The organism is Actinomadura sp. WMMB 499 (assembly GCF_008824145.1).
Lineage (GTDB): Bacteria > Actinomycetota > Actinomycetes > Streptosporangiales > Streptosporangiaceae > Spirillospora.
On sequence record NZ_CP044407.1, the window covers coordinates 1,187,512 to 1,207,617 of the forward strand.

Annotated in this window: 17 protein-coding genes; 12 read left to right on the plus strand and 5 right to left on the minus strand. The window is 75.4% G+C overall.

The window, feature by feature from the left end; genetic code table 11:
- Positions 1–102: 102 nt before the first annotated feature.
- Complete coding sequence (locus tag F7P10_RS42015) at positions 103–789, plus strand: dihydrofolate reductase family protein (protein WP_218040382.1); 687 nt, start codon at positions 103–105, stop codon at positions 787–789.
- Between the two features lie 29 nt (positions 790–818).
- Positions 819–1,247 (plus strand): deaminase, encoded by a 429-nt coding sequence (locus F7P10_RS42020; protein WP_254716408.1) that lies wholly within the window; start codon positions 819–821, stop codon positions 1,245–1,247.
- 180 nt (positions 1,248–1,427) lie between these two features.
- On the opposite strand, the gene F7P10_RS05020 is transcribed toward F7P10_RS42020, so the two are convergent.
- Positions 1,428–2,030: a disulfide bond formation protein DsbA gene (locus F7P10_RS05020; RefSeq protein WP_151008284.1), complete on the minus strand. Its 603-nt coding sequence runs from the start codon at positions 2,028–2,030 to the stop codon at positions 1,428–1,430.
- Positions 2,031–2,183: 153 nt separating this feature from the next.
- On the opposite strand from F7P10_RS05020, the gene F7P10_RS05025 reads away from it, so the two are divergent.
- From F7P10_RS05025 to F7P10_RS05040, 4 genes are all read left to right on the plus strand, one after another.
- Positions 2,184–3,617: an aldehyde dehydrogenase gene (locus F7P10_RS05025; protein WP_151008285.1), complete on the plus strand. Its 1,434-nt coding sequence runs from the start codon at positions 2,184–2,186 to the stop codon at positions 3,615–3,617.
- Positions 3,618–3,882: 265 nt separating this feature from the next.
- Positions 3,883–4,086, plus strand: coding sequence for a hypothetical protein (locus tag F7P10_RS05030; protein WP_254716409.1), 204 nt, complete (start codon positions 3,883–3,885; stop codon positions 4,084–4,086).
- Between the two features lie 587 nt (positions 4,087–4,673).
- Positions 4,674–6,224: a polysaccharide lyase family 1 protein gene (locus tag F7P10_RS05035; protein ID WP_254716410.1), complete on the plus strand. Its 1,551-nt coding sequence runs from the start codon at positions 4,674–4,676 to the stop codon at positions 6,222–6,224.
- 240 nt (positions 6,225–6,464) lie between these two features.
- Entirely contained in the window at positions 6,465–9,806 is a 3,342-nt protein-coding gene (locus F7P10_RS05040; RefSeq protein ID WP_151008286.1) for a hypothetical protein, read from the plus strand.
- Here the strand turns inward: F7P10_RS05040 and F7P10_RS05045 are convergent.
- Positions 9,788–10,447 carry a molybdopterin-dependent oxidoreductase gene (locus tag F7P10_RS05045; protein WP_151008287.1) on the minus strand — a complete coding sequence of 220 codons (660 nt, stop codon included), beginning with the start codon at positions 10,445–10,447 and terminating at the stop codon, positions 9,788–9,790. The two genes, F7P10_RS05040 and F7P10_RS05045, sit on opposite strands and share 19 nt — an antisense overlap.
- A 44-nt stretch (positions 10,448–10,491) precedes the next feature.
- On the opposite strand from F7P10_RS05045, the gene F7P10_RS05050 reads away from it, so the two are divergent.
- Together F7P10_RS05050 and F7P10_RS05055 are read left to right on the plus strand one after the other, a co-directional pair.
- On the plus strand, positions 10,492–11,073 hold the full coding sequence (locus F7P10_RS05050) for a TetR family transcriptional regulator (RefSeq protein ID WP_151008288.1): 582 nt from the start codon (positions 10,492–10,494) through the stop codon (positions 11,071–11,073).
- A gap of 92 nt (positions 11,074–11,165) precedes the next feature.
- Positions 11,166–12,701: a nitroreductase family deazaflavin-dependent oxidoreductase gene (locus F7P10_RS05055; RefSeq protein ID WP_151008289.1), complete on the plus strand. Its 1,536-nt coding sequence runs from the start codon at positions 11,166–11,168 to the stop codon at positions 12,699–12,701.
- 9 nt (positions 12,702–12,710) lie between these two features.
- On the opposite strand, the gene F7P10_RS05060 is transcribed toward F7P10_RS05055, so the two are convergent.
- Positions 12,711–13,196, minus strand: a complete 486-nt coding sequence (locus tag F7P10_RS05060; RefSeq protein ID WP_254716411.1) for a VanZ family protein — start codon at positions 13,194–13,196, stop codon at positions 12,711–12,713.
- A gap of 139 nt (positions 13,197–13,335) precedes the next feature.
- Positions 13,336–15,732 (minus strand): endopeptidase La, encoded by a 2,397-nt coding sequence (gene lon / locus F7P10_RS05065; protein ID WP_151008290.1) that lies wholly within the window; start codon positions 15,730–15,732, stop codon positions 13,336–13,338.
- Between the two features lie 208 nt (positions 15,733–15,940).
- Here lon and F7P10_RS05070 point away from each other — a divergent pair, with 208 nt between their 5' ends.
- The 4 genes from F7P10_RS05070 to F7P10_RS05085 all read left to right on the plus strand — a co-directional run bounded on the left by F7P10_RS05070 (position 15,941) and on the right by F7P10_RS05085 (position 19,254).
- A complete protein-coding gene (locus F7P10_RS05070; RefSeq protein ID WP_151008291.1) occupies positions 15,941–16,510 on the plus strand; it encodes a GNAT family N-acetyltransferase in 570 nt (189 codons plus the stop codon).
- Positions 16,511–16,695: 185 nt separating this feature from the next.
- A complete protein-coding gene (locus F7P10_RS05075) occupies positions 16,696–17,175 on the plus strand; it encodes an NUDIX hydrolase (RefSeq protein ID WP_151008292.1) in 480 nt (159 codons plus the stop codon).
- Between the two features lie 10 nt (positions 17,176–17,185).
- The gene (gene sigJ / locus F7P10_RS05080; RefSeq protein ID WP_151008293.1) at positions 17,186–18,064 is read left to right on the plus strand and encodes an RNA polymerase sigma factor SigJ; all 879 of its coding nucleotides are present in this window, start codon (positions 17,186–17,188) and stop codon (positions 18,062–18,064) included.
- Positions 18,065–18,141: 77 nt separating this feature from the next.
- The gene (locus tag F7P10_RS05085; protein ID WP_176611305.1) at positions 18,142–19,254 is read left to right on the plus strand and encodes an NAD(P)/FAD-dependent oxidoreductase; all 1,113 of its coding nucleotides are present in this window, start codon (positions 18,142–18,144) and stop codon (positions 19,252–19,254) included.
- On the opposite strand, the gene F7P10_RS05090 is transcribed toward F7P10_RS05085, so the two are convergent.
- Positions 19,187–20,068 (minus strand): PP2C family serine/threonine-protein phosphatase, encoded by an 882-nt coding sequence (locus F7P10_RS05090; protein ID WP_151008294.1) that lies wholly within the window; start codon positions 20,066–20,068, stop codon positions 19,187–19,189. The genes F7P10_RS05085 and F7P10_RS05090 overlap by 68 nt on opposite strands.
- Between the last annotated feature and the right edge of the window lie 38 nt (positions 20,069–20,106).

A 20,106-nucleotide genomic window follows, 5' to 3' on the forward strand; every position in this document is an offset into this window, starting at 1 on the left:
CACCTCCGACACATCCGGCGCAGAAACGCCGAGTCGCCACAAAGGATCTTCGAATCCCCGGATCCGGGCCGGGCGCGCCGCCGACGCCCTAGGGTTCGAGGGGTGAGCGAACGCCCCTACGTCCTGTTGAGCTGCGCGATGTCGGTCGACGGGTACATCGACGACGCGAGCCCGGAGCGGCTGCGGCTGTCGACCCCGGCGGACTGGGACCGGGTCGACACGGTCCGCGCGAGCTGCGACGCGATCCTCGTCGGCGCCGGGACCGTCCGCGCCGACGACCCCCGGCTGCTGATCCGCTCGCCCGCGCGGCGGGAGCGGCGGGCGGCGCGCGGCCTGCCGCCCGATCTGACGAAGGTGACGCTGACCTGGAGCGGCGACCTCGATCCGGACGCGCGGTTCTTCACCACCGGGGAGTCGCCGAAGCTCGTCTACACCGCGTCGGCGCGGGCGGCCGCGCTGGCGGAGCGGCTCGCCGGGCGCGCCGAGGTGGTCGGCGCGGGCGACCCGCCGGAGCTCCCGCCCATGCTCGCCGACCTCGCCGACCGGGGCGTCCGGCGGCTGATGGTCGAGGGCGGCGGCGCGGTCCACACCGCGTTCCTGACCGCCGGGCTCGCCGACGAGCTGCAGCTCGTCGTGGCGCCGTTCCTCATCGGCGACCCGTCCGCGCCGCGCTTCGCGCACTCGGGCGTGTTCCCGCAGCGCCCCGACCGTCCGATGCGGCTGGAGGAGGTGACCCGCATCGGCGACCTGGTGCTGCTGCGGTACCTGACGGCGGGACGCCGCGGGTGACGGGCACGGGACCGGGCAGGATGGACCGCATGGACGATTCCCGCTGGCTGCGGCTGGCGTGCGAGCTGGCGGCGCTGTGCCCGCCGTCGCGGACGGCGTTCTCCGTCGGCGCGGTGGTCGTCGGCGCGGACGGACGGGAGATCGCGCGCGGGCACTCGCGGGAGGGCGACCCGCGCGACCACGCGGAGGAGGCGGCGCTCGCGAAGGCGCCCGGCGGCCTGGCGGGCGCGACCGTCTACAGCTCGCTCGAGCCGTGCGGGCGGCGCGCGTCCCGGCCCCGGACGTGCGCGGAGCTGATCGTCGCGTCGGGCGCCCGGCGGGTCGTGTTCGCGTGGCGGGAGCCGTCGCTGTTCGTGGAGGGCACGGGCGCGGAGGTGCTGGCGGCGGCGGGCGTCGAGCTGGTCGAGCTGCCCGAGCTGGCGGACCTGGCCCGCGAACCCAACGCCCACCTGCTCTAATGGGAGCTGCCGGGTCGGCCGCGCCGGCGGACTCGGTGCCTGGTAGCCGCCGGCGGGTGAGGGGCCGCGGCGGCGGGCGGCGGCCCGGCGAGGACGCGGCGCCCGCCCCGGGGACGGCACCGCCGGCTTCCGCGGCGGCCCGGACGGGCGGACGGGCGGACGGGCGGACGGGCGGAGCCGTCAGCCGAAGTCGGGGTCGGCGTGCGGTCGGCCCTTGAGCTCGTGGAAGCCCTCGACGCCCGCGACCAGCACCGTCCCGTCCCACAGCCGGCCCGCCTCCTCCCCGCGCGGGATCCGCGACAGGACCGGGCCGAAGAACGCGATCCGCTCCCCCACCGCGACGATCGGGGTGCCGACCTCCGCGCCGCCGACCCGCCGCAGCGCCTCGGCCGTGGACGCGCGGATCGCGCCGTCGCGCTCGTCGGAGTCCGCCGCCGCCGCGAGCCCGGCGGGCAGCCCGGCCTCGGCGAGCGCGGCCGGGAACGTCCCCTCGTCCATCTCGCCGCGCTCGTGGAAGCGGGCGCCGAGCGCGAGGTGGAAGCGTCCGAGGCCGTCCGGTCCGGCGTGCTCCTCGACGGCGGCGCAGATCCGGGCGGGCAGCCACAGGTAGCCCTCCGGGTCGCCCTCGGGATCGTCGTCGCGGCCCTCGTTGAGGGCGGCGAGGCTCAGCAGGCGCCAGCGGAGCTCGATGGGACGGACGCGCGCCGCCTCCAGCAGCCAGCGGGTCGTGACCCAGGTGTAGGGGCAGGCGGGATCGACCCAGACGTCCACGATGTCGGCCATGCAGCTTTCCTACCGCATGAGACCCGAGTCTCATTTGCTCTTGCCAAGGTCCCGGGGGCGCGTGCGATGCTGACACCAAGCAAGCACTCGGTTTGATTCCGCCGGTCCGGCCGCGGAGTCACGGCCGCCCCCGAGGGCAGGAGGCATCCCAGCATGCGCGAGCACGATCGGTTCTTCATCGGCGGCGGTTGGGCCGCACCGGCCGGAACCGGCACGATCGACGTCATCTCCCCGCACACCGAGGAGGTCATCGGCCGCGTCCCCGAGGGCACCGAGGCCGACATGGACGCCGCCGTCGCGGCGGCCCGGCGGGCGTTCGACGAGGGCCCGTGGCCGCGGATGACCCCGGCCGAGCGGGCCGCGATCCTGGGCCGGCTGTCGGCGATCTACGCCGAGCGGCAGCAGACGATGGCCGAGCTGGTCACCGCCGAGATGGGCTCCCCGATCGGGTTCTCGATCTTCGGGCAGGCCGCGATCCCGCAGATGGTGCTGCAGTACTACACCGACCTCGCCGGCTCCTACACCTGGGAGGACGAGCGCCAGGGCATGCTCGGGCCGGTCACCGTCACCCGCGAGCCCGTCGGGGTCGTCGCGGCGATCGTCCCCTGGAACGTCCCGCAGTTCACCCTCATGCTGAAGCTCGCGCCGGCCCTCGTCGCCGGGTGCACCGTGGTCGCCAAGCCGTCCCCCGAAACGCCCCTCGACACCTACCTGCTCGCCGAGTGGCTGCAGGAGGCGGGCGTCCCGGACGGCGTGGTCAACATCGTCCCGGCCGGGCGCGAGGTCGGCGCGCACCTGGTGGCGCACCGGGACGTCGACAAGGTGTCGTTCACCGGCTCCACCGACGCCGGGCGCAAGATCGGCGCGGTCTGCGGCGAGCAACTGAAGCGGGTGACGCTCGAACTCGGCGGCAAGTCCGCCGCGATCGTCCTGGAGGACGCCGACCTCGCCACCACCGTCGAGGGCTTCAAGCTGGCGTCGCTGATGAACAACGGCGAGGCGTGCGCCGCGCAGACCCGCATCCTCGCCCCGCGCAGCCGCTACGACGAGGTCGCCGACGCCCTCGCCGCCATGGTCGGCGGCCTGACCGTCGGCGACCCGTCCGACTACACCAGCGAGATCGGCCCGCTCGTCGCGCAGCGTCAGCAGGAGCGCGTGGAGGGCTACATCCGGCTCGGCCAGGACGAGGGCGCCAAGATCATCACCGGTGGGCTGAACCGCCCCCACGACCGCGGCTGGTACGTGGCCCCGACCGTGTTCGGGGACGTCCGCAACGACATGCGCATCGCCCGCGAGGAGATCTTCGGGCCCGTCCTGGCCCTCATCCCCTACGAGGACGAGGACGACGCCGTCCGCATCGCCAACGACAGCGACTACGGGCTCGGCGGGTCGGTCTGGACCGCCGACCCCGACCACGGCGTCGAGGTCGCCCGCCGCATCCGCACCGGCAGCTGCGGCGTCAACATGTACGTCATCGACCCCAACACCCCCTTCGGGGGCTACAAGGACAGCGGCATGGGCCGCGAGCTGGGCCCCGAGGGCCTGTCCGCCTACCTGGAGCACAAGGCCATCCCCCGCCCCGCGTGACGCGGACCGCGTGAGGCGTCCGCCGTCCGGTCGATGCGTCGCCCGCGGCGGACCATCCCCGCACCGGCCGGACGACCGACGCCCGCGCGGGCGTCCTGCGCGAACCTGCCGGACGAGCTGCTCCGGGCGGTGCGGGCGGCGCCCCGCGGCGAAGCCGTCCCGCCGCCTGCCTCGTCCTGGACGAGCTGGGCCGCAACCTCGGCAAGGAGCATCGCAAGGAGGCCGTCGCGCTGTTCGCGAGATCGGCGAACAGCACGGCATCACGGTGATCGGCGCCCTGCAGGACGACATGGAGCCGTACGCGATCGACGCCTGCGGCCAGTACGTGAAGCTGCGCCGCTCGTCCGACACCATGCCGTACAACGAGCCGCCGGTCGTCGTCGCCTACGACGAGCACGAGGAACGCGTCCGCCGCCTCGCCGCGCAGATCTCGGCGGGCCGCGAGACCGAGGCGCCCCCGGCGGACTGACCCGGCAGGATGCGCGCCACGCGCGGGTGAAGCCGGACGGACGCGCGGCATCGTGCCGTGCTTCACCCGTGAATCGGTCAGCACCCGGCGGTCGACCGGTCCAGTCGAGAAAGACTCAGAAAAGCCTTGCCCAACCAGAACACCGGACCTACTCTCGGCGTACGGGTAAGCGCTTTCAATGGAGGATACTTCCCGCGGAGGTGATCAATCAGAGCACCTGCACCCCCACGAACCGCTACTGATCCGATGGCGGCCGCCATTCTGCCCGGATATCGACGTGCCACTATCTGAATGCGCCCTGCCCAGCGAAATACCAAACCACCCCTCATATATCGGCGGCGATGGCCCGCAGACCAAGTCCCACGCGCGTCCGGCCATTCCGCGGGCCCGGCCACGAAATAGCGACGCGCACCACAGCGAGGCGGAAAGCCCGCCCCCCGGGTCGACGACGGCCCCGGCCAGAATCACCTGTCCCCGCCCCGCGTGAACGACGGGCGGCCGGCCGCAGGTGGCAGAGAACCCCCTGTGTTCGAGGAAGTGAGGCGAAGATGAGAGGACCGGCGACACGACCGACGACGAGACCGCCGATGACACGGCTGCTGAAGGCGGCGCTGGCCACGGTGACGGTGCTCGCCATGACGGTGGTGGGGGTCGCGGTCGGCGCGGCCCAGTCGCTACCGCGGGCGGCTGCCGCGGGCGGCGCCACCGGCTTCGCGAGCAGCAACGGCGGGACCACCGGCGGCGCCGGTGGAGCGACGGTGCGGGCCGGCACCGGGACGGAGATCCACCAGGCCCTGTGCAGCCGTGCGAGCACCGGCACACCGATCATCATCGAGGTCGAGGGCACCATCGACCACGGCAACACCAGCAGCGTGTCGGGCGACAGCTGCGACACCTCGGACAGTGAGATCGAACTGAAGAGGGTCAGCAACATCACGCTGATCGGGGTCGGCGGCGGAGCCGTCTTCGACCAGTTGGGCATCCACATCCGCGAGTCCAGCAACATCATCATCCAGAACGTGACCATCCGGAACGTCAAGAAGTCGGGCTCGCCCACGTCCAACGGGGGCGACGCCATCGGCATGGAGAGCGACGTCCGCAACGTCTGGGTCGACCACGTCACTCTGGAAGCCTCAGGCGGAGAGGACGAGGGGTACGACGGGCTCTTCGACATGAAGAACAACACCCGGTACGTGACCCTGTCCTACAGCATTCTGCGTAACTCCGAGCGCGGCGGCCTGGTCGGATCCAGCGAGAGCGACACCTCAAACGGGTTCGTCACGTATCACCACAACCTGTACCAGAACATCAACTCCCGTACGCCCCTGCTTCGCGGCGGCATCGGTCACTCGTACAACAACCACTTCGCGGGCCTCGTCGAGTCGGGCATCAATTCCCGAGTCGGGGCTCAAGCCAAGGTGGAGCACAACTACTTCGAAGACTCCAAGGACGTGCTGGGCACCTTCTATACCGATGAGCTCGGCTACTGGGAAGTCAACGGCAACATCTACGACAACGTGACCTGGTCCAGTCCCGGCAGCGAGAACCACCCGGCCGGCCCGAACCCGCAGTCCAACACCAGCGTCGACATCCCGTACTCCTACAACCTCGACGACGCCTCCTGCGTGCCGGACATCGTCGCCCAGACGGCGGGCGCCGGCACAGGCCTTGCGCAATCGAACGGCGAATGCACGCCGCAGACGCCCACCCCGACCCCGACCCCGACCTCTCCGACGCCGACGCCGACGCCGACGCCGACGACCCCGCCCGACGGGACCAACCTCAGCATCGGGGCCGGATCCGACGGCTCGAGCAAGGCCGACGGAACCAGCTACGGCAACGTGCGGGACGGGGACATGGGCACCTACTGGTCTCCGCAGGGCTCGACCGGCCGCGTCTCGATCAAGTGGGGCGACTCCACCACGATCTCCGCGATCAACATCCGTGAGGCGGCCGGCTCGGAAGGCGCCATCGACTCCTGGAGGGTCGTCGACCACGACACCGGCACCGTCCTGGCCACCGGCGACGGCGCGGGCCCGATCACCTTCGCCCCCACCACGGTACGCAAGATCGACTTCGTGATCACCGGCTCGGCCGGCACCCCCCGGATCGCCGAGTTCGAAACCTACGCCGGATAACGGCGCCGGTCCCGGCGGCCGGCTCCTCCCATGGCCGCGCTACTTCGGCCCCGGAAGGCACGGCCGGTGAACGGCATACGCCGTCGGCTGCGGCCGTGGTGCGCGCACCCGCGCGCACCACGGCCGCGGCCCTTTCGACGCCCGGTCGCCGTGCGGTGACCGGGCTGGTCATCGGGCACGGCCCGGGGTGAGCGACAAATGGGATGAGTGTGACGCGGCGATTCGGCAGGATGAGGCGGCATGCGTGCCGACGAGCTGCTCGAGGAGATCGAACCGCTGTCGTACCCGGACCGGGTGCGGCGGCTCGTGGAACTGCGGCGGGCGGCGGGCGAGCCGGCGCTCGCCGGGCTGCTGGACGAGCTGGGACGGGGCGGCCACTACGAGCGGTCGACGGCGCTGTTCGTCGCGTCCGCCGTCCGGGACGAGGCGTCGATCGCGCACGTGCTCGCCGCGACGCGCGACCCGGACGCCTGGATCGCGCAGCAGGCGATCCGGCTGTCGGTGCGGTACGCGCCGGGCCCGGAAGCGCTGCTGGAGAGCCTGCTGGACGCCCCGGCGGCGATCCGCGCGGCGACGTACCGGGCCGTCCGCAAGCACCGTCGCGGTGACCTGGCCGACGCGCTCGTCGGGCCGGTCGCCGAGCGATGGGGCGAGCACGAGGCCGCCGCTCTGCTGCCCGTGTGCACCCCCGAGGTCGCGGCCGGACGGCTCGGCGCGCTCTCCCACGCGGTCCCCAACCGGCACTCGCTCGGACGGTCGCACCCCGCCGCCGTCCTCGAGCACGCGGAACGGGAGTTGGGGGGCCTCGCCGAGGGCGCGCGGGCGGCGTGGTGGCAGTGGCACGGGACGGGCGTCGCGGCGGCAATGCCGCACGATCCGGCGCGCGTCGTCCGGCTGCTGGAGGCATACGCGCACACCGAGGAGCTGCCCTGGGCGCTGCACCATCGGGTCGGAAGGCTCCTGGACGCCGAGCCGGAGCGGATGCTGGAGCTGCTGCTGGCGAACCGGCGGTGGCTGCGGTCGGCGGTGCGCCGCCGGTCGGTGCGGGACCGGATCGCCCGCATCGGCGGGGACGCGCCGGCCAGGGTCGCGCGGGCCGTGCGCGATGACGGGTCCGCACTGCGCGGGCTGCTGAAGGCGGTGCCGCCGAGCGAGCGGGGGGCGCTGTTCGACGCGGCGATGCGCGGCGTCGACCTGACCGCCGCCGTGCACGACGACGCGTTGCTGGACGTCCTGCCGCGGGACGTCCGGGTGCGGGAGGCGCGCCGGATGCTGGGGCTGCGCGCGGTCGCCGACCACCCGCTCCAGGTGCGGCAGGTGACCGCGTTCCTGCCGTTCGAGGAGGCGCGTCCCGTCCTGATCGAGCTGACCCGGCGGCCGGACGCCGAGGAGCGCGGGGCGGGTTACGCGCTGCTCGTCCGCTGCGCGGGGCGCGAGCGGGATCCGGCGGTGCTGGCCGGGCTGCTGGAGTCGCTCGACCGGCTCCGCAACGAGCAGGACCCCGTGCGGCTGAGCGCGCTGAACGCGCTGGCGTCCGTCCCGGAGGGCCTGCTGGGCGGCGCGCACACGGCGGCGGTCGAACGGTTCGCCCGGGACGCGCTGGACGCCCGGGACTGCTCGTGGGCGACCCGGCGGGAGCTCGCGCGGCTCGCGGTGGCGTTCGCCCGGCAGGGCGCGGCCCGCGACGACGGCGACCTCACCGTGTTCGGGCTCGAGCTGCTGCAGCGCGTCGTCGGGCACGGCGGCGGCCCCCACCTCGCCCGGCTGGACCGCGTGCTGCGGCGAGGGCAGGAGCACCGGCTCGTCGAGCACCTCGCCCCGCTGCTCGACCGGGGCGCGCGACGCGACGACCACGCGCTCGCGCTGACGCTCGTCCGGGCGCTCGGCCGCCGGGCCCACGGCGTGCCGGTGCTGCAGGACGCGCTGGAGCGGGCCCTCGACGCCACCGACGACCGGACGATCACCGGCGCGATCGCGCTGTGGCTGGAGCCTCCGGCGACGCGCGGCGCGCGGGTCGAGCGCGTGGTCGGCAAGGACCCGTCGGCCGTCCGGCTCCCGGCGGTGCTCGCCGCGATCGCCGCCGAGCGGACCGACCTGCTGCACCTCGTGCTGTCCCCCGCCTCCGGGGGCCGGTTCCAGCGCGACGACGTCGCCTACGTCCCGCGCGCGGAGCCGACCTGGACGCGGCGCTGGACGGCCCGGCAGCAGGCCGCCTACCTGCGGCTGCTGGAGCGGGCCGCCAACGACGAGGGGGCGGCCGGGAGCGACCGGGGCCGCGCGGTCATGGCGCTCGCCGCGGTGCCCGGCGCCGGCGCCGGGCGGCTGCTCCCGTACCTGGAGTCGGACGACGCCCACGTGCGGCGCGCGGCGCTGACCGCGGCCCCCTGGACGTCGTCGCCGCAGGACGTCCTGCCGGGCCTGCTCGCGCGGGCGTCGTCCGACGACGCGCACGTCGCCGTCTACGCGGCGGGCCGCGCGGCCCGGTTCGTCCGCCCGTCGGCGCTGGGGCCGCTGCTGCGGCCGGTGCTGGCGGACGGCAAGGTCACCGCGCGGAAGGAGGCGCTGCGGATCCTGCTGCGCACCCGCGTGCCGGACGCGCCGGCCATCGTCGCGGAGGCGTGGGACGACCCGGAGCAGCACCGGGACGTGCGCGCGGCCATCGCGTCGGCGCTGCGCCCGTACATCGCCGACCCGGTCGCGCGACGGGTCCTCGCCGAGGCGGCGCGGGGGCCCCGGGACCTCGCCCGGCAGGTGCTCGGCGGGTGGCCGCACGAGATCGAGGAGCGGTTCCGGGCCGAGTACGCGGACCTGGTCGTCCGGGTGGCGGGCTCGCCCGACCCGGAGGCCGCCGACGCGGCGCTGGAGGTCCTGGGCCGGTGGGCGCCGTGGGCGCCGGGGATCCCGGCGCTGCTCGCGGACGTCCTCACCGACCTCGATGGGACGCGCCGCTGGCGGACCGCGATGTCCGCGCTGCTGTCGTGCGTCCGGGACGGGCTGGGAGCGGGCGAGCTGAGCGCGGCCGCCGGGCGGCTCGCCGGGGCCACCGGCGGTGCGGACGCGGAGGCGGAGCGCGACCTGCCGGCCGCGCAGCGGCTGGCCGCGCTGGCGTCGGCGATCCGCGGCGTCGCCGTGCGGCACCGGACGGCCGCCGGACCGGCGATGGAGGCCGTCGCGGGACGGCTCCCGGAACCGCTCGGGCTCGAACTGTCGGCCGCCACGCTCGACTGGGACTCGCCGGACGCCGGCGGCGCGCTGGACGCGCTTGCGGACGGCTGCGCGCCGCACGGGGTGCTCGCCGTCGCCGGGATCGCCGAGGCCCTCGCGGGCGGCGGCGAGGACGACCTGTACTACGACCTCGTCCCGCCGGGCGTGCCGGACGCCGAGGACGTGCACCCGCACGCCGTCCGGCTCGCGGAGCGGGGCGACCTCGCCGGCGGCCTGTTCGCGTGCGAGCTCGCCGGGCTGCACGGCCCCCGGGCCGGCTGGCCGGCGGAGTGGCGGACGCTGCTGCGCGGCCTGCGGGCCCACCCGGACGCGGAGGTCGCGTTCGCCGCCCGCCGGATCTACACGGCCGACGAGTAGTACACCCGGCGGACGCGCGGCAGCAGCGCCCGCCAGAGGGGCCGCCAGACGCGGCCGGGCAGGTAGAGGCTGCGCTCCTCCCGGTCGACGCGCCCGCGCGGGTGCGCCAGCCACCCCGCGGACCCGGCGTCGTAGCGGGTCAGGTACTCGATCGCGTACACGTGCTTGACGCTCTTGTACCCGTACTGGGCGGGGGCCGCCAGCCGCAGCGGCCCGCCCTCCGCGGCGGTGAGCGGCCGGCCGTCGAGGGAGTCGGCGAGGACGACGCCGGCCACGAGGGCGTCGTCCAGGCGGAGGGTCGCGCGATAGCCGTCCAGGCCCGTGAACGCCACCCAGCGCGCCCGGGCGGAGACCCCGGCGCGCTCGGCGAGGTGCGCGTGCACGGCGGCGAACGGCACGCCCGTCCAGCGGAGGTCCAGGGCGCTCCACGTGGTGACGCAGTGCAGGTCGGCGCGGTGTTCGGCGCGTCCGGGCAGGGCGGTCAGGTCGGCGGCGCGGTACTGGGACGGGCGCCGGACGGCACCGGTGACGGTGACCGCGGGGTCGTCCGGGACGCGCGGGAGCCGGGCGGCGAACCGCGGCAGCCCGAACCGGTGCAGCGGGGCCGCCGCCTGGCCGGGCGGGAGGGGGGTCGGGGTCATCGATCCTCCTTTTAGAGAGATCTCTCTAATATACGCTCGCAACCATGGGACGACCGCGGCGGCACGACACCGACCGGCTGCTGGACGCCGCCGCGGAGCTGGCACGGGCCGGTCCCGGCGCCGTCACGATGGCGGCGGTGGCGCGCGCCGCCGGTGCGCCGAGCGGCTCGGTGTACCACCGCTTCCCCGGACTGCCCGCGCTGCTGGCCGCGCTGTGGCTGCGCGCCCTCGACCGCTTCCACGACGGATACCTCGACGCGCTGCGCGCCGAACCGCCGGAACGGGCCGCCGCCGATGCCGCCCGGCACGTCGTCGCCTGGAGCCGCGGCAGCCCCGACGACGCGCGCGTCCTGCTCTACGGTCCGTCCGACTTCGGCGAGCGGGACTGGGCGGACGCCGACCGGCAGCGGCTCGCGACGGCGAACGAGCGGGTGGCGCGGGCGCTCGACGAGGTGGCCGTCCGGCTCGGCGTCCCCCCGGACGAGCGCGAGCGGGTCGCGCTCGCCGCCGTCGACGTCCCGTACGCGCTCGTCCGCCGGCACCTGCGTTCGTCCGGGAGGATCCCGGCGGGCGCCGAGGACCTGGCGGCGAGCGCCGCCGCGGCCGTACTCCGCCAGGACGCCTAGCCGCGAACGTGGCCCGGGCGGCGAAAGTGTTCCGGGCGAAAGGAGCGTCGTGCTCTGGCCGAAATCGTGAACCAAACGCTAGTTTGTCGATCATGCGGGTACTCGTCACAGGCGCCTCGGGGTTCGTCGGGTCGCACACCGTCCAGGCACTCCTGGCTCGCGGGCACGCGCCGCGCGCGCTGGTGCGCGACCCCGGCAAGGCGGCCCGGGTGCTGGCGGCGCTCGGCGTCGCGGCCGGCGACGTCGAGTTCGTCCGGGGCGACATGCTGGACGCCGGGTCCGTCGCCGCGGCGCTCGACGGCTGCGACGCCGCGATCCACGCGGCCGCCGCGATCGGGGTGACCGGCGGCGACCGCGACCCGGGCGGCGCGATCGTCGACGCCAACGTCACCGGCACCCGCAACGTCGTCGGCGGGGCCGTCGCCGCCGGGCTCGCCCCGGTGATCCACGTGTCCACGATCGGGGTGTTCGTCCCGCCGTCCTCCCCCGTCATCACGGCGGACGCGCCGCTCGCCGAGCCCCGCACGGGGTACGGCCGCTCGAAGGTCGCCGCCGAACGCTACGCGCGCGGCCTGCAGGACGACGGCGCGCCCGTCACGATCGTCTACCCGGGCGGCGTGTTCGGCCCCGACCAGCCCGTCCTGGACGCGCTGCCGGAGGGGCTCGCCGGGGCGCTGTCGAAGGTGTGGCCGCTGCCGGGCGGCGGCGTCTCGGTGCTGGACGTCCGCGACCTGGCGGCGGCCCTCGCCCGCGCCGTCGAGTCCCGGCAGGGCGCGAGCCGCTGGGTGCTCGGCGGCCACTACCTGACGTGGCCGCGGTTCGCGGCCCTGTGCGGCGCGCTCACCGGCGTCCGGCCGCGGGGCTTCCGCGTCCCGTCCGCGGTGATGCTCGGCCTCGGGTCCGCGCTCGACGCCGCCAAGCGCGTCCGGCCGTTCGACTACCCCCTGACGCGCGACGCCGCCGAGTTCATGGTGACGCTCGTCCCGACGGACGACCGCCCGATCCTGGACGCGCTCGGCCTCACCCTGCGTCCCGTCCAGGACACGGTCGCCGACGGGCTGCGCTGGCTCGCCGCGTCCGGGCACCTGAGCCCGCGGCACGCGGGCCGGCTGGCCCCGGAGGCGGCCCCGGTGCCCGAACCCGCGGGGCGCACGCCCGTCCAGCGCGTCCTGGGCCCGGTGTTCCACCGCGTCTCGGGGTCCTCCTGGTTCGCGAAGGCCGGGCCCAAGGTCGTCCCGCCGGTCGACCGGACCCTGAACCGGCTGACCGGCGGCCGCCTCATGCTCGGCCAGCTGCTCGTCCCCAGCCTCGTCCTGACCAGCACCGGAGCCGTCAGCGGACTGCCGCGCCGGACGCCGCTGGCCTGCCTGCCCGACCGGGACGGCTGGCTGGTCGTCGGGTCCAACTTCGGCCGCGAGAAGCACCCGGCCTGGACCGGCAACCTCCTCCGGACCCCCGAGGCCGAGGTCGTCTTCCGCGGCCGGACCGTCCGGGTCAAGGCCCGTCTCCTCGACGACGCCGAGCGCGCGGAGGTCTGGCCGCGCCTGGTGCGGGTCTGGCCCGTCTACGACCGCTACGTGGAACGCACCACCCGGCAGTTGCGCGTCTTCCGCCTCGCTCCCCGCTGACGGCCGGGTTCAGCCCCCGCGCAGCGACCTGGACAGCCGGCGGCCGAGCAGCAGGTAGGCGAGGACGACGCCGGCCACGTTGAGGATCACGTCGTCGACGTCGAAGGCGCGGCCGATCACGAACGCGCCCTGCACCAGCTCGACGGCCAGGGAGAACAGGCCGGTCACGACGGCGAGCCGCAGCGGGCCGCGCAGCCGCTTGGCGACCAAGGGGAGGAGCACGCCCATGGGGGCGAGCAGCGCGAGGTTCCCGCCGAGCTGCAGCAGCGCCTCCTTGGTCGGGCGGTCCAGGTAGAAGCGGAGGGAGTCGCCGGGCTCGAAGTTCGCCCCGGCCTGCCCGTGGTCGCGGACGGGCGTCAGCGTGAGCTGGAACGCGACGTAGAAGAAGGCGCCGAGGAGCGCCAGCGCCGCGACGGCGACGGTGGCGCGGAGCGCGAGGAGGTACCAGGGGACTCGTTCACCGGACGGCGCGGGCTGCCACATTTCGACCAACACGCCGCGATTGGTCCCCCGCACGCACCGCCGTCATGCCGGCCGCCCCGATTCGGACGCCCGATATGTGCGAGATCGCCAGCCCCAAATGCGCCGGACGCCCGCGACCCCAGGGGGCCGCGGGCGTCCGGCGGTCCGTCCGTCAGGCCGCGACGGCGGTCGTCGCGGGCTCCAGCGCCAGGTCGAGGACCTCGCGGACGTCGCTGACGGTGAACACCGTCAGGCCGTCCAGCACCTCCTTCGGCACCTCCTCCAGGTCCGGCTCGTTGCGCTTCGGGACGATCGCGGTGGTGATGCCGAGGCGGCTCGCGGCCAGCAGCTTCTGCTTCAGCCCGCCGATCGGCAGCACCCGCCCGGTCAGCGACACCTCACCGGTCATCGCGACGTCCGGGCGCACCGCGCGTCCCGACAGCAGCGACGCGAGCGCCGCCGTCATCGTGATGCCGGCGCTCGGGCCGTCCTTCGGGATCGCGCCCGCCGGCACGTGGACGTGCACGCCGCGCTCCTTCAGGTCGCCGACCGGCAGTTCGAGCTCCGCCCCGCGCGAGCGCAGGTAGCTGAGCGCGATCCGCGCCGACTCCTTCATCACGTCGCCGAGCTGCCCGGTCAGCGTCACGCCGGTGTCGCCGGTCTCCCGGTCGGCCAGCGACGCCTCGATGTACAGGACGTCGCCGCCCGCACCGGTCACCGCCAGGCCCGTCGCGACGCCGGGCACGCCCGTCCGCCGCTCGGTGCGGCTCAGCTCGACCTCCGGCGTGAACCGGGGCCGCCCCAGGTAGTCCCTGAGGTCGTCCCGTCCCACCTGGACCGGCAGCGCCGCCTTGTCCAGCGCGACGTTCGCGGCGATCTTCCGCAGCACCCGCGCGATCGACCGGTCCAGCGACCGGACGCCCGCCTCGCGGGTGTACTCGGACGCGAGCAGCCGCAGCGCCCCGTCGTCCAGCGTCACCTCCGCCGGCTCCAGCCCCGCCTTGTCGAGCTGGCGCGGCAGCAGGTGGTCGCGGGCGATCGTCACCTTCTCGTGCTCGGTGTAGCCGTCGAGCTGCACGAGCTCCATCCGGTCCAGCAGCGGCGCGGGGATCGCCTCCACCACGTTCGCCGTCGCCAGGAACAGGACGTCGCTCAGGTCGAGCTCGACCTCCAGGTAGTGGTCGCGGAACGTGTGGTTCTGCTCCGGGTCCAGCACCTCGAGCAGCGCGGCCGTCGGGTCGCCGCGGTAGTCCGCGCCGACCTTGTCGACCTCGTCCAGCAGGACGACCGGGTTCATCGTGCCCGCCTCGCGGATCGCGCGGACGATCCGGCCGGGCAGCGCGCCCACGTACGTCCGCCGGTGGCCGCGGATCTCGGCCTCGTCACGCACGCCGCCGAGCGCGACCCGGACGAACTCGCGGCCCATCGCCCGCGCGACCGACTCGCCCAGCGACGTCTTGCCGACCCCGGGCGGACCGGCCAGCGCCAGCACCGCGCCGCTGCGGCGCCCGCCGACGACGCCGAGCCCCCGCTCCTCGCGGCGCTTGCGCACCGCCAGGTACTCGATGATGCGCTCCTTGACGTCGTCGAGGCCGGCGTGGTCGGCGTCCAGGATCTCCCGGGCGCCCGCGATGTCGTAGGCGTCCTCGCTCCGCTCGTTCCACGGGATGTCGAGGACCGTGTCGAGCCAGGTGCGGATCCAGCCGCCCTCCGGGGAGGCGTCCGAGGCCCGCTCCAGCTTGTCGACCTCCTTCAGGGCGGCCTCCCGCACCTTCTCGGGCAGGTTCGCCGCCTCGATCCGGGCGCGGTAGTCGTCCTCCTCGTCGGCGGGGTCGCCGTTCAGCTCGGCCAGCTCCTTGCGGATGGCCTCCTGCTGCTGCCGCAGCAGGAACTCCCGCTGAGTCTTCTCCATGCCCTCCTGCACGTCCTTGCGGATGGTCTCCGCGACGTCCAGCTCGGCCAGGTGGTCGCGCGCCCACCCGATCACGAGGGTCAGCCGCTCGACGACGTCCGGTGTCTCCAGCAGCTCGACCTTCTGCTCGTCCGACAGGTAGGGGGCGTACCCGGCGTTGTCCGCGAGCGTCGAGGGGTCGTCGATCTGCTGCACGACGTCGACGACCTGCCACGCGCCGCGCTTCTGCAGGATCGCGCCGACGAGGCCCTTGTACTCCTTCGCCAGCTCCTGCGCCCGCCCGGACGGCGGCTGCTTCTCGATCAGGGTGCCCTCGACCCACAGGGCCGCGCCCGGCCCGGTCGTCCCCGTCCCGATCCGCACGCGGGCGACGCCGCGCACGACGGCCCCCGGCTCCCCGCCGGGCAGCCGCCCCTCCTGCTCGACCACGCCCAGCGTGCCGACGCCCGCGTACTGCCCGTCCAGCCGGGGCACCAGCAGCACCCGCGGCTTGCCCGGCGCCCGTATCCCCGGCCCGTCCGACCGCGCCACCGACCGCGCGGCCTCGATCGCCGCGCGGACCTCGGCGCCGTCGGACAGGTCGAGGGGCACCACCATGCCCGGCAGAACGGCCCCGTCGTCCAGGGGCAGCACCGGCAGCGTCAGGGTCTCGCTCATGCTCACTCCAAGTCCGTGTCTCACCGGCCCCTCGGGAGGGCCGCCGACCCAACCCCGAAGGTTGAGTCATACACACTCAAGAAAACGGAGCACGATTTTGTTTCCTCCCCCCGTTCGCTCTCAGCGATCAAGCCCCCGGGCACCTCTCGACGGCGACAACAACCCGGCCCGTGCCCTCCTTCCTCCCGCACCCGCCGAGAATCGACGCGTGACCGATCTGACCGCCCCCGGCCGCCTGGTCCCGCCGACGGAGGCCGTGCGGGAGTCGTTCCTCGCGGGCGAACTGGCCGACTGCCGGGCCGACGGGACGTCCGCGAACCGGCTCGCCCCGGCCCTGACCGACTTCGCCGCGTTCGTGGCGGATCGGCGCGGCGTGCACATCCGGTGGGGCGTGCCGACGACGACGTTCTGGTACGTCTCCGGGGAGCACTACTTCGGCACGCTGATCCTCCGCCACCGCCTGACGGCGGCCCTGACCGAGGCGGGAGGGCACATCGGCTACCACGTCGTCGCGCCCTGGCGGCGCCGCGGGCACGCCACCCGCATGCTCGCCGCAGGGCTGGACGAGTGCGCCCGGCGCGGTCACGAGCGCGTCCTGCTCACGTGCACTCCGGGGAACGAGGCGTCCCGCCGGGTCATCGAGGCGAACGGAGGCGTGCCCGGCGGGCGGCGAGGGCACGAGGACCGGTTCTGGATCGGCCTCCGCCACCGGTCGGCCGCGACGGGGACGGCCGGTGGGCGGGCGGCTCCGCCGGCCCACCGGGGGTCGAGGAGTTGACCGGTGCGGTGCCGGAGCACGGGGCGGCGGGCTGCACGCTCTTCTCGCCGAAGGCGGCGTCCAGGACGCCGCCTTCGGCGAGAGGAGCCGTCGCGAAGGAGGGCGCCGCACGGCGAACCGCGATTGCGGACGCCTCGGCGCCGTGACACGTTGCCCCTGCCGGGCCGACCGCGGGGAGGACCGCCATGGAGACCTTCGTCGCCGATGCCGACGGGAACGCGCTGACGGCGTTCCTGCCCGCGGGAGCCCGCGCGCCGGACGACGCCCCGGTGCCCGCCGCCCTGGTCGCGGTCTGGTGCGGGCGGCACGTCCTGCTCGTCTTCGACCGCTTCCGCGGGCGGTGGGAGCTGCCCGGCGGCGGGATCGAGCCGGGCGAGAGCCCGCTCCGGGCCGCCGCACGGGAACTGCGGGAGGAGACCGGCCTGGACCTGGACGGCCTCGTCCTCGCCGGGTACGCGCGGTTCCGGCTCACCGCCCCGCGGCGCGTCGAGTACGCCGCCCTCTACACGGCGCGGGTGGCGACCCTCCACAGCGACTTCACTCCGAACGAGGAGATCGGCGCGATCCGCTGGTGGGACACCGCGACCCCGCCTCCCGAGGACGCCCAGATCATCGACACGACCCTCGCGCACCGCACCCGTCCGCCCGGGGAACCGGCGGAGTAGGGTCGGCGGCATGGCCGTTCCGGACGTCGAGGTGTTCGAGGGCGAGCGGCCCCGGCTGATGGGGCTCGCGTACCGGATGCTGGGATCGGCCGCCGAGGCCGAGGACGTCGTGCAGGACGCGTACCTGCGGTGGAGCCGGGCCGGGCACGTGGACGTCCCGGCGGCGTGGCTGACCACGGTGGTGACGAACCTGTGCCTCAACCGGCTGTCGCTGGCGCGGGTGCGGCGGGAGAGCTACGTGGGCCCCTGGCTGCCCGAGCCGGTGCTCACCGCGGACGGGGCGCTGGGCCCGCTGGAGACGGTGGAGCAGCGGGACTCGGTGTCGCAGGGCGTGCTGGTGCTGCTGGAGCGGCTGACCCCGGCGGAGCGCGCGGTGTTCATCCTGCGGGAGGCGTTCGGGCATCCGCACCGGGAGATCGCGGAGATCCTCGGGGTCTCGGAGGCGCATTCGCGGCAGCTGCACCGGCGGGCGCGCGCGCACGTCGGCGAGGACGGCCGGAAGGGGGTCATCGACGCCGACCGGCACCGGCGGATCGTCGAGACGTTCTTCGGCGCGACCCTGGACGGGGACGTCGCGGCGCTCGAACGGCTGCTGGCCGAGGACGTCGTGTCCGTGGCGGACGGCGGCGGGGAGGTGTCGGCGGCGCGCCGCCCGGTCTCGGGGCGGGCGGCCGTCCTGCGGTACCTGCGCGGGCTCGCGGCGCGGCCGGAGGTGGCGTCGGCGACGACCCGGATCACCGAGGTCAACGGGGAGCCCGCCGCCCTGTTCTGGATCGGCGGCGCGCTGGCCGGTGTCGTGACGCTGCAGGTCGAGGACGGCCTGATCACGCAAGTGCGGACGGTCGTGAGCCCGCGCAAGCTCGCGTTCGCCGCCGCGCAGCTCGTGTGAGCGGCGTCACCCGGCGGGCGCGTCACGGATCGGCGTCCCGGCCGGTTCAACCTCCGAGTCTCACGCGAGGAGGAAGCATGAACCATCGGATCGTGGTCCTGGGCGCCGGGTACGCGGGGCTGGGCGCGGCGAAGCGCGCCGCCCGCGCCGCCGGGGACGCCGAGGTGACCCTCGTGAACGCGTCGGACCGGTTCGTCGAGCGGGTCCGCCTGCACCAGGTCGCGACCGGCCAGGAGACGGCGGACCTGCCGCTCGCCGGTCTGCTCGACGGGACGGGCGCCGAGCTCGTCGTGGCGCGGGTGACCGGGCTCGACGCGGACGCCCGGCGGGTGCGCCTCGACGACGGCCGCGCGCTCGATTACGACACGCTCGTCTACGCCCTCGGCAGCACCGCCGACCTGGACGTCGTGCCGGGAGCGCGCGAGCACGCCCTCGCGGTCGCGCGGCCCGCGGACGCCGAGCGGCTGCGGGACCGGCTGCCCGATCTCGGGTCGGTGACCGTGATCGGGGGCGGGCTGACGGGGATCGAGACCGCCGCCGAGTTCGCCGACGCCCGTCCGGGGCTGCGCGTCGATCTCGTCACCGCCGGCGTGCTCGGCGAGAGCCTCGGCCCACGCGCGCGCGACCACCTGCACCGGTGGTTCGCCGGGCGGGGCGTCACGGTGCACGAGAACGCGCCGGTGGCGAAGGTCGCCGCGGACGGGCTGATGCTGGAGGACGGCCGGGAGTTGCCCTCGGACGCGGTCGTGTGGGCCGCCGGGTTCCGCGTCCCGTCCCTGGCGGCCGATGCCGGGCTGGGCGTGGACGGGCGCGGGCGGATCCGGGTGGACGCGTCGCTCCGCGCGGAGACGCACCCGGAGATCGTCGCCGTCGGGGACGTCGCCACCCTGCCGGTGCGGGGGCGGGAGGCGCGGATGTCCTGCCAGATCGGCCTGCCCATGGGCCTGCACGGGGGGATCACCGCCGCCGCGCTCGCCCGCGGGCGCGAGCCCGCGCGGGCGAAGCTGCGCTACGTGGGGCAGTGCGTCAGCCTGGGGCGCGGCGACGGCGTCGTGCAGTTCAGCCGCGCCGACGACACGCCGATCGCGCGGGCGGTGGTGACCGGGCGCGCGGCGGCGCGCATCAAGGAGACCGTCGTGCGGAGCACGGTGTTCGCGATGCGCCGTCCCGGGGTGGGGGCCCTGCTCTGACGACCATCGCGGTGACGTTGTCGTCGCCGCCCGCGTCGAGCGCGCGCCCGACCAGGGCGCGCGCGTCGTCCGCCGCCTCCCCGCCGGGCATGGCCGCCCGCAGCGCGCCGGGGTCCGGCAGGTAGCGCCACAGCCCGTCGGTGCAGAGCAGCAGCCGCCCGGGACCGGACGGGCGCAGGCCGCGGCAGCGGGGCTCCGGCGGCCCCGCGTCGGCGCCGAGCCAGGCGGCGAGCGCGTCGAGCTCGCCGGTGTCGTCCTCGGTGAGCAGGACGCCGGGCCCGTCGTCGGGGAGCCAGTAGGCGCGGCTGTCGCCGACCCAGCTCGTCCAGAAGGCGCCCGGCGCGGCGGCGCCCGCCGGGTGGACGCCCGCCTGATGGACGCCCGCCTGATGGACGCCCGCCTGATGGACGCCCGCGACGTAGGTGCACGCCGGGGCGGACCGGACGGACGTCGCGAGCGCGGCGACGGCGCGTCCCGCGCGGGCGGCGGCCTCGTCCAGCGCCGTCTCGGGCAGGACGCCCGCGGGGAGCCGGGCTGCGAGGACGGCCGCGGCGGTGTCGGCGGCGACGCGGGCGGCCCGGTCGGCGCGGGGCGCCATCGAGACGCCGTCGCAGACGACGCCGATCGTCCACGGTCCGGCGGTGACCAGGGCCATCGCGTCGGCGTTGACGTCCCGGCGGCGGCCCCGGTCGGTGACCCCGGCGGCGCCGGGGACGGCCGTCTCCAGGTGCGCGCGGTAGGCGGGCTGCGCGGCGCCGCAGTCCCAGCAGCGGCCGTCGGGCGCGACCGTCCCGCCGCACCGAACACATGCCATCGACGAAACCTATCCCGCCCCGCCCGACCGGCGCAGGA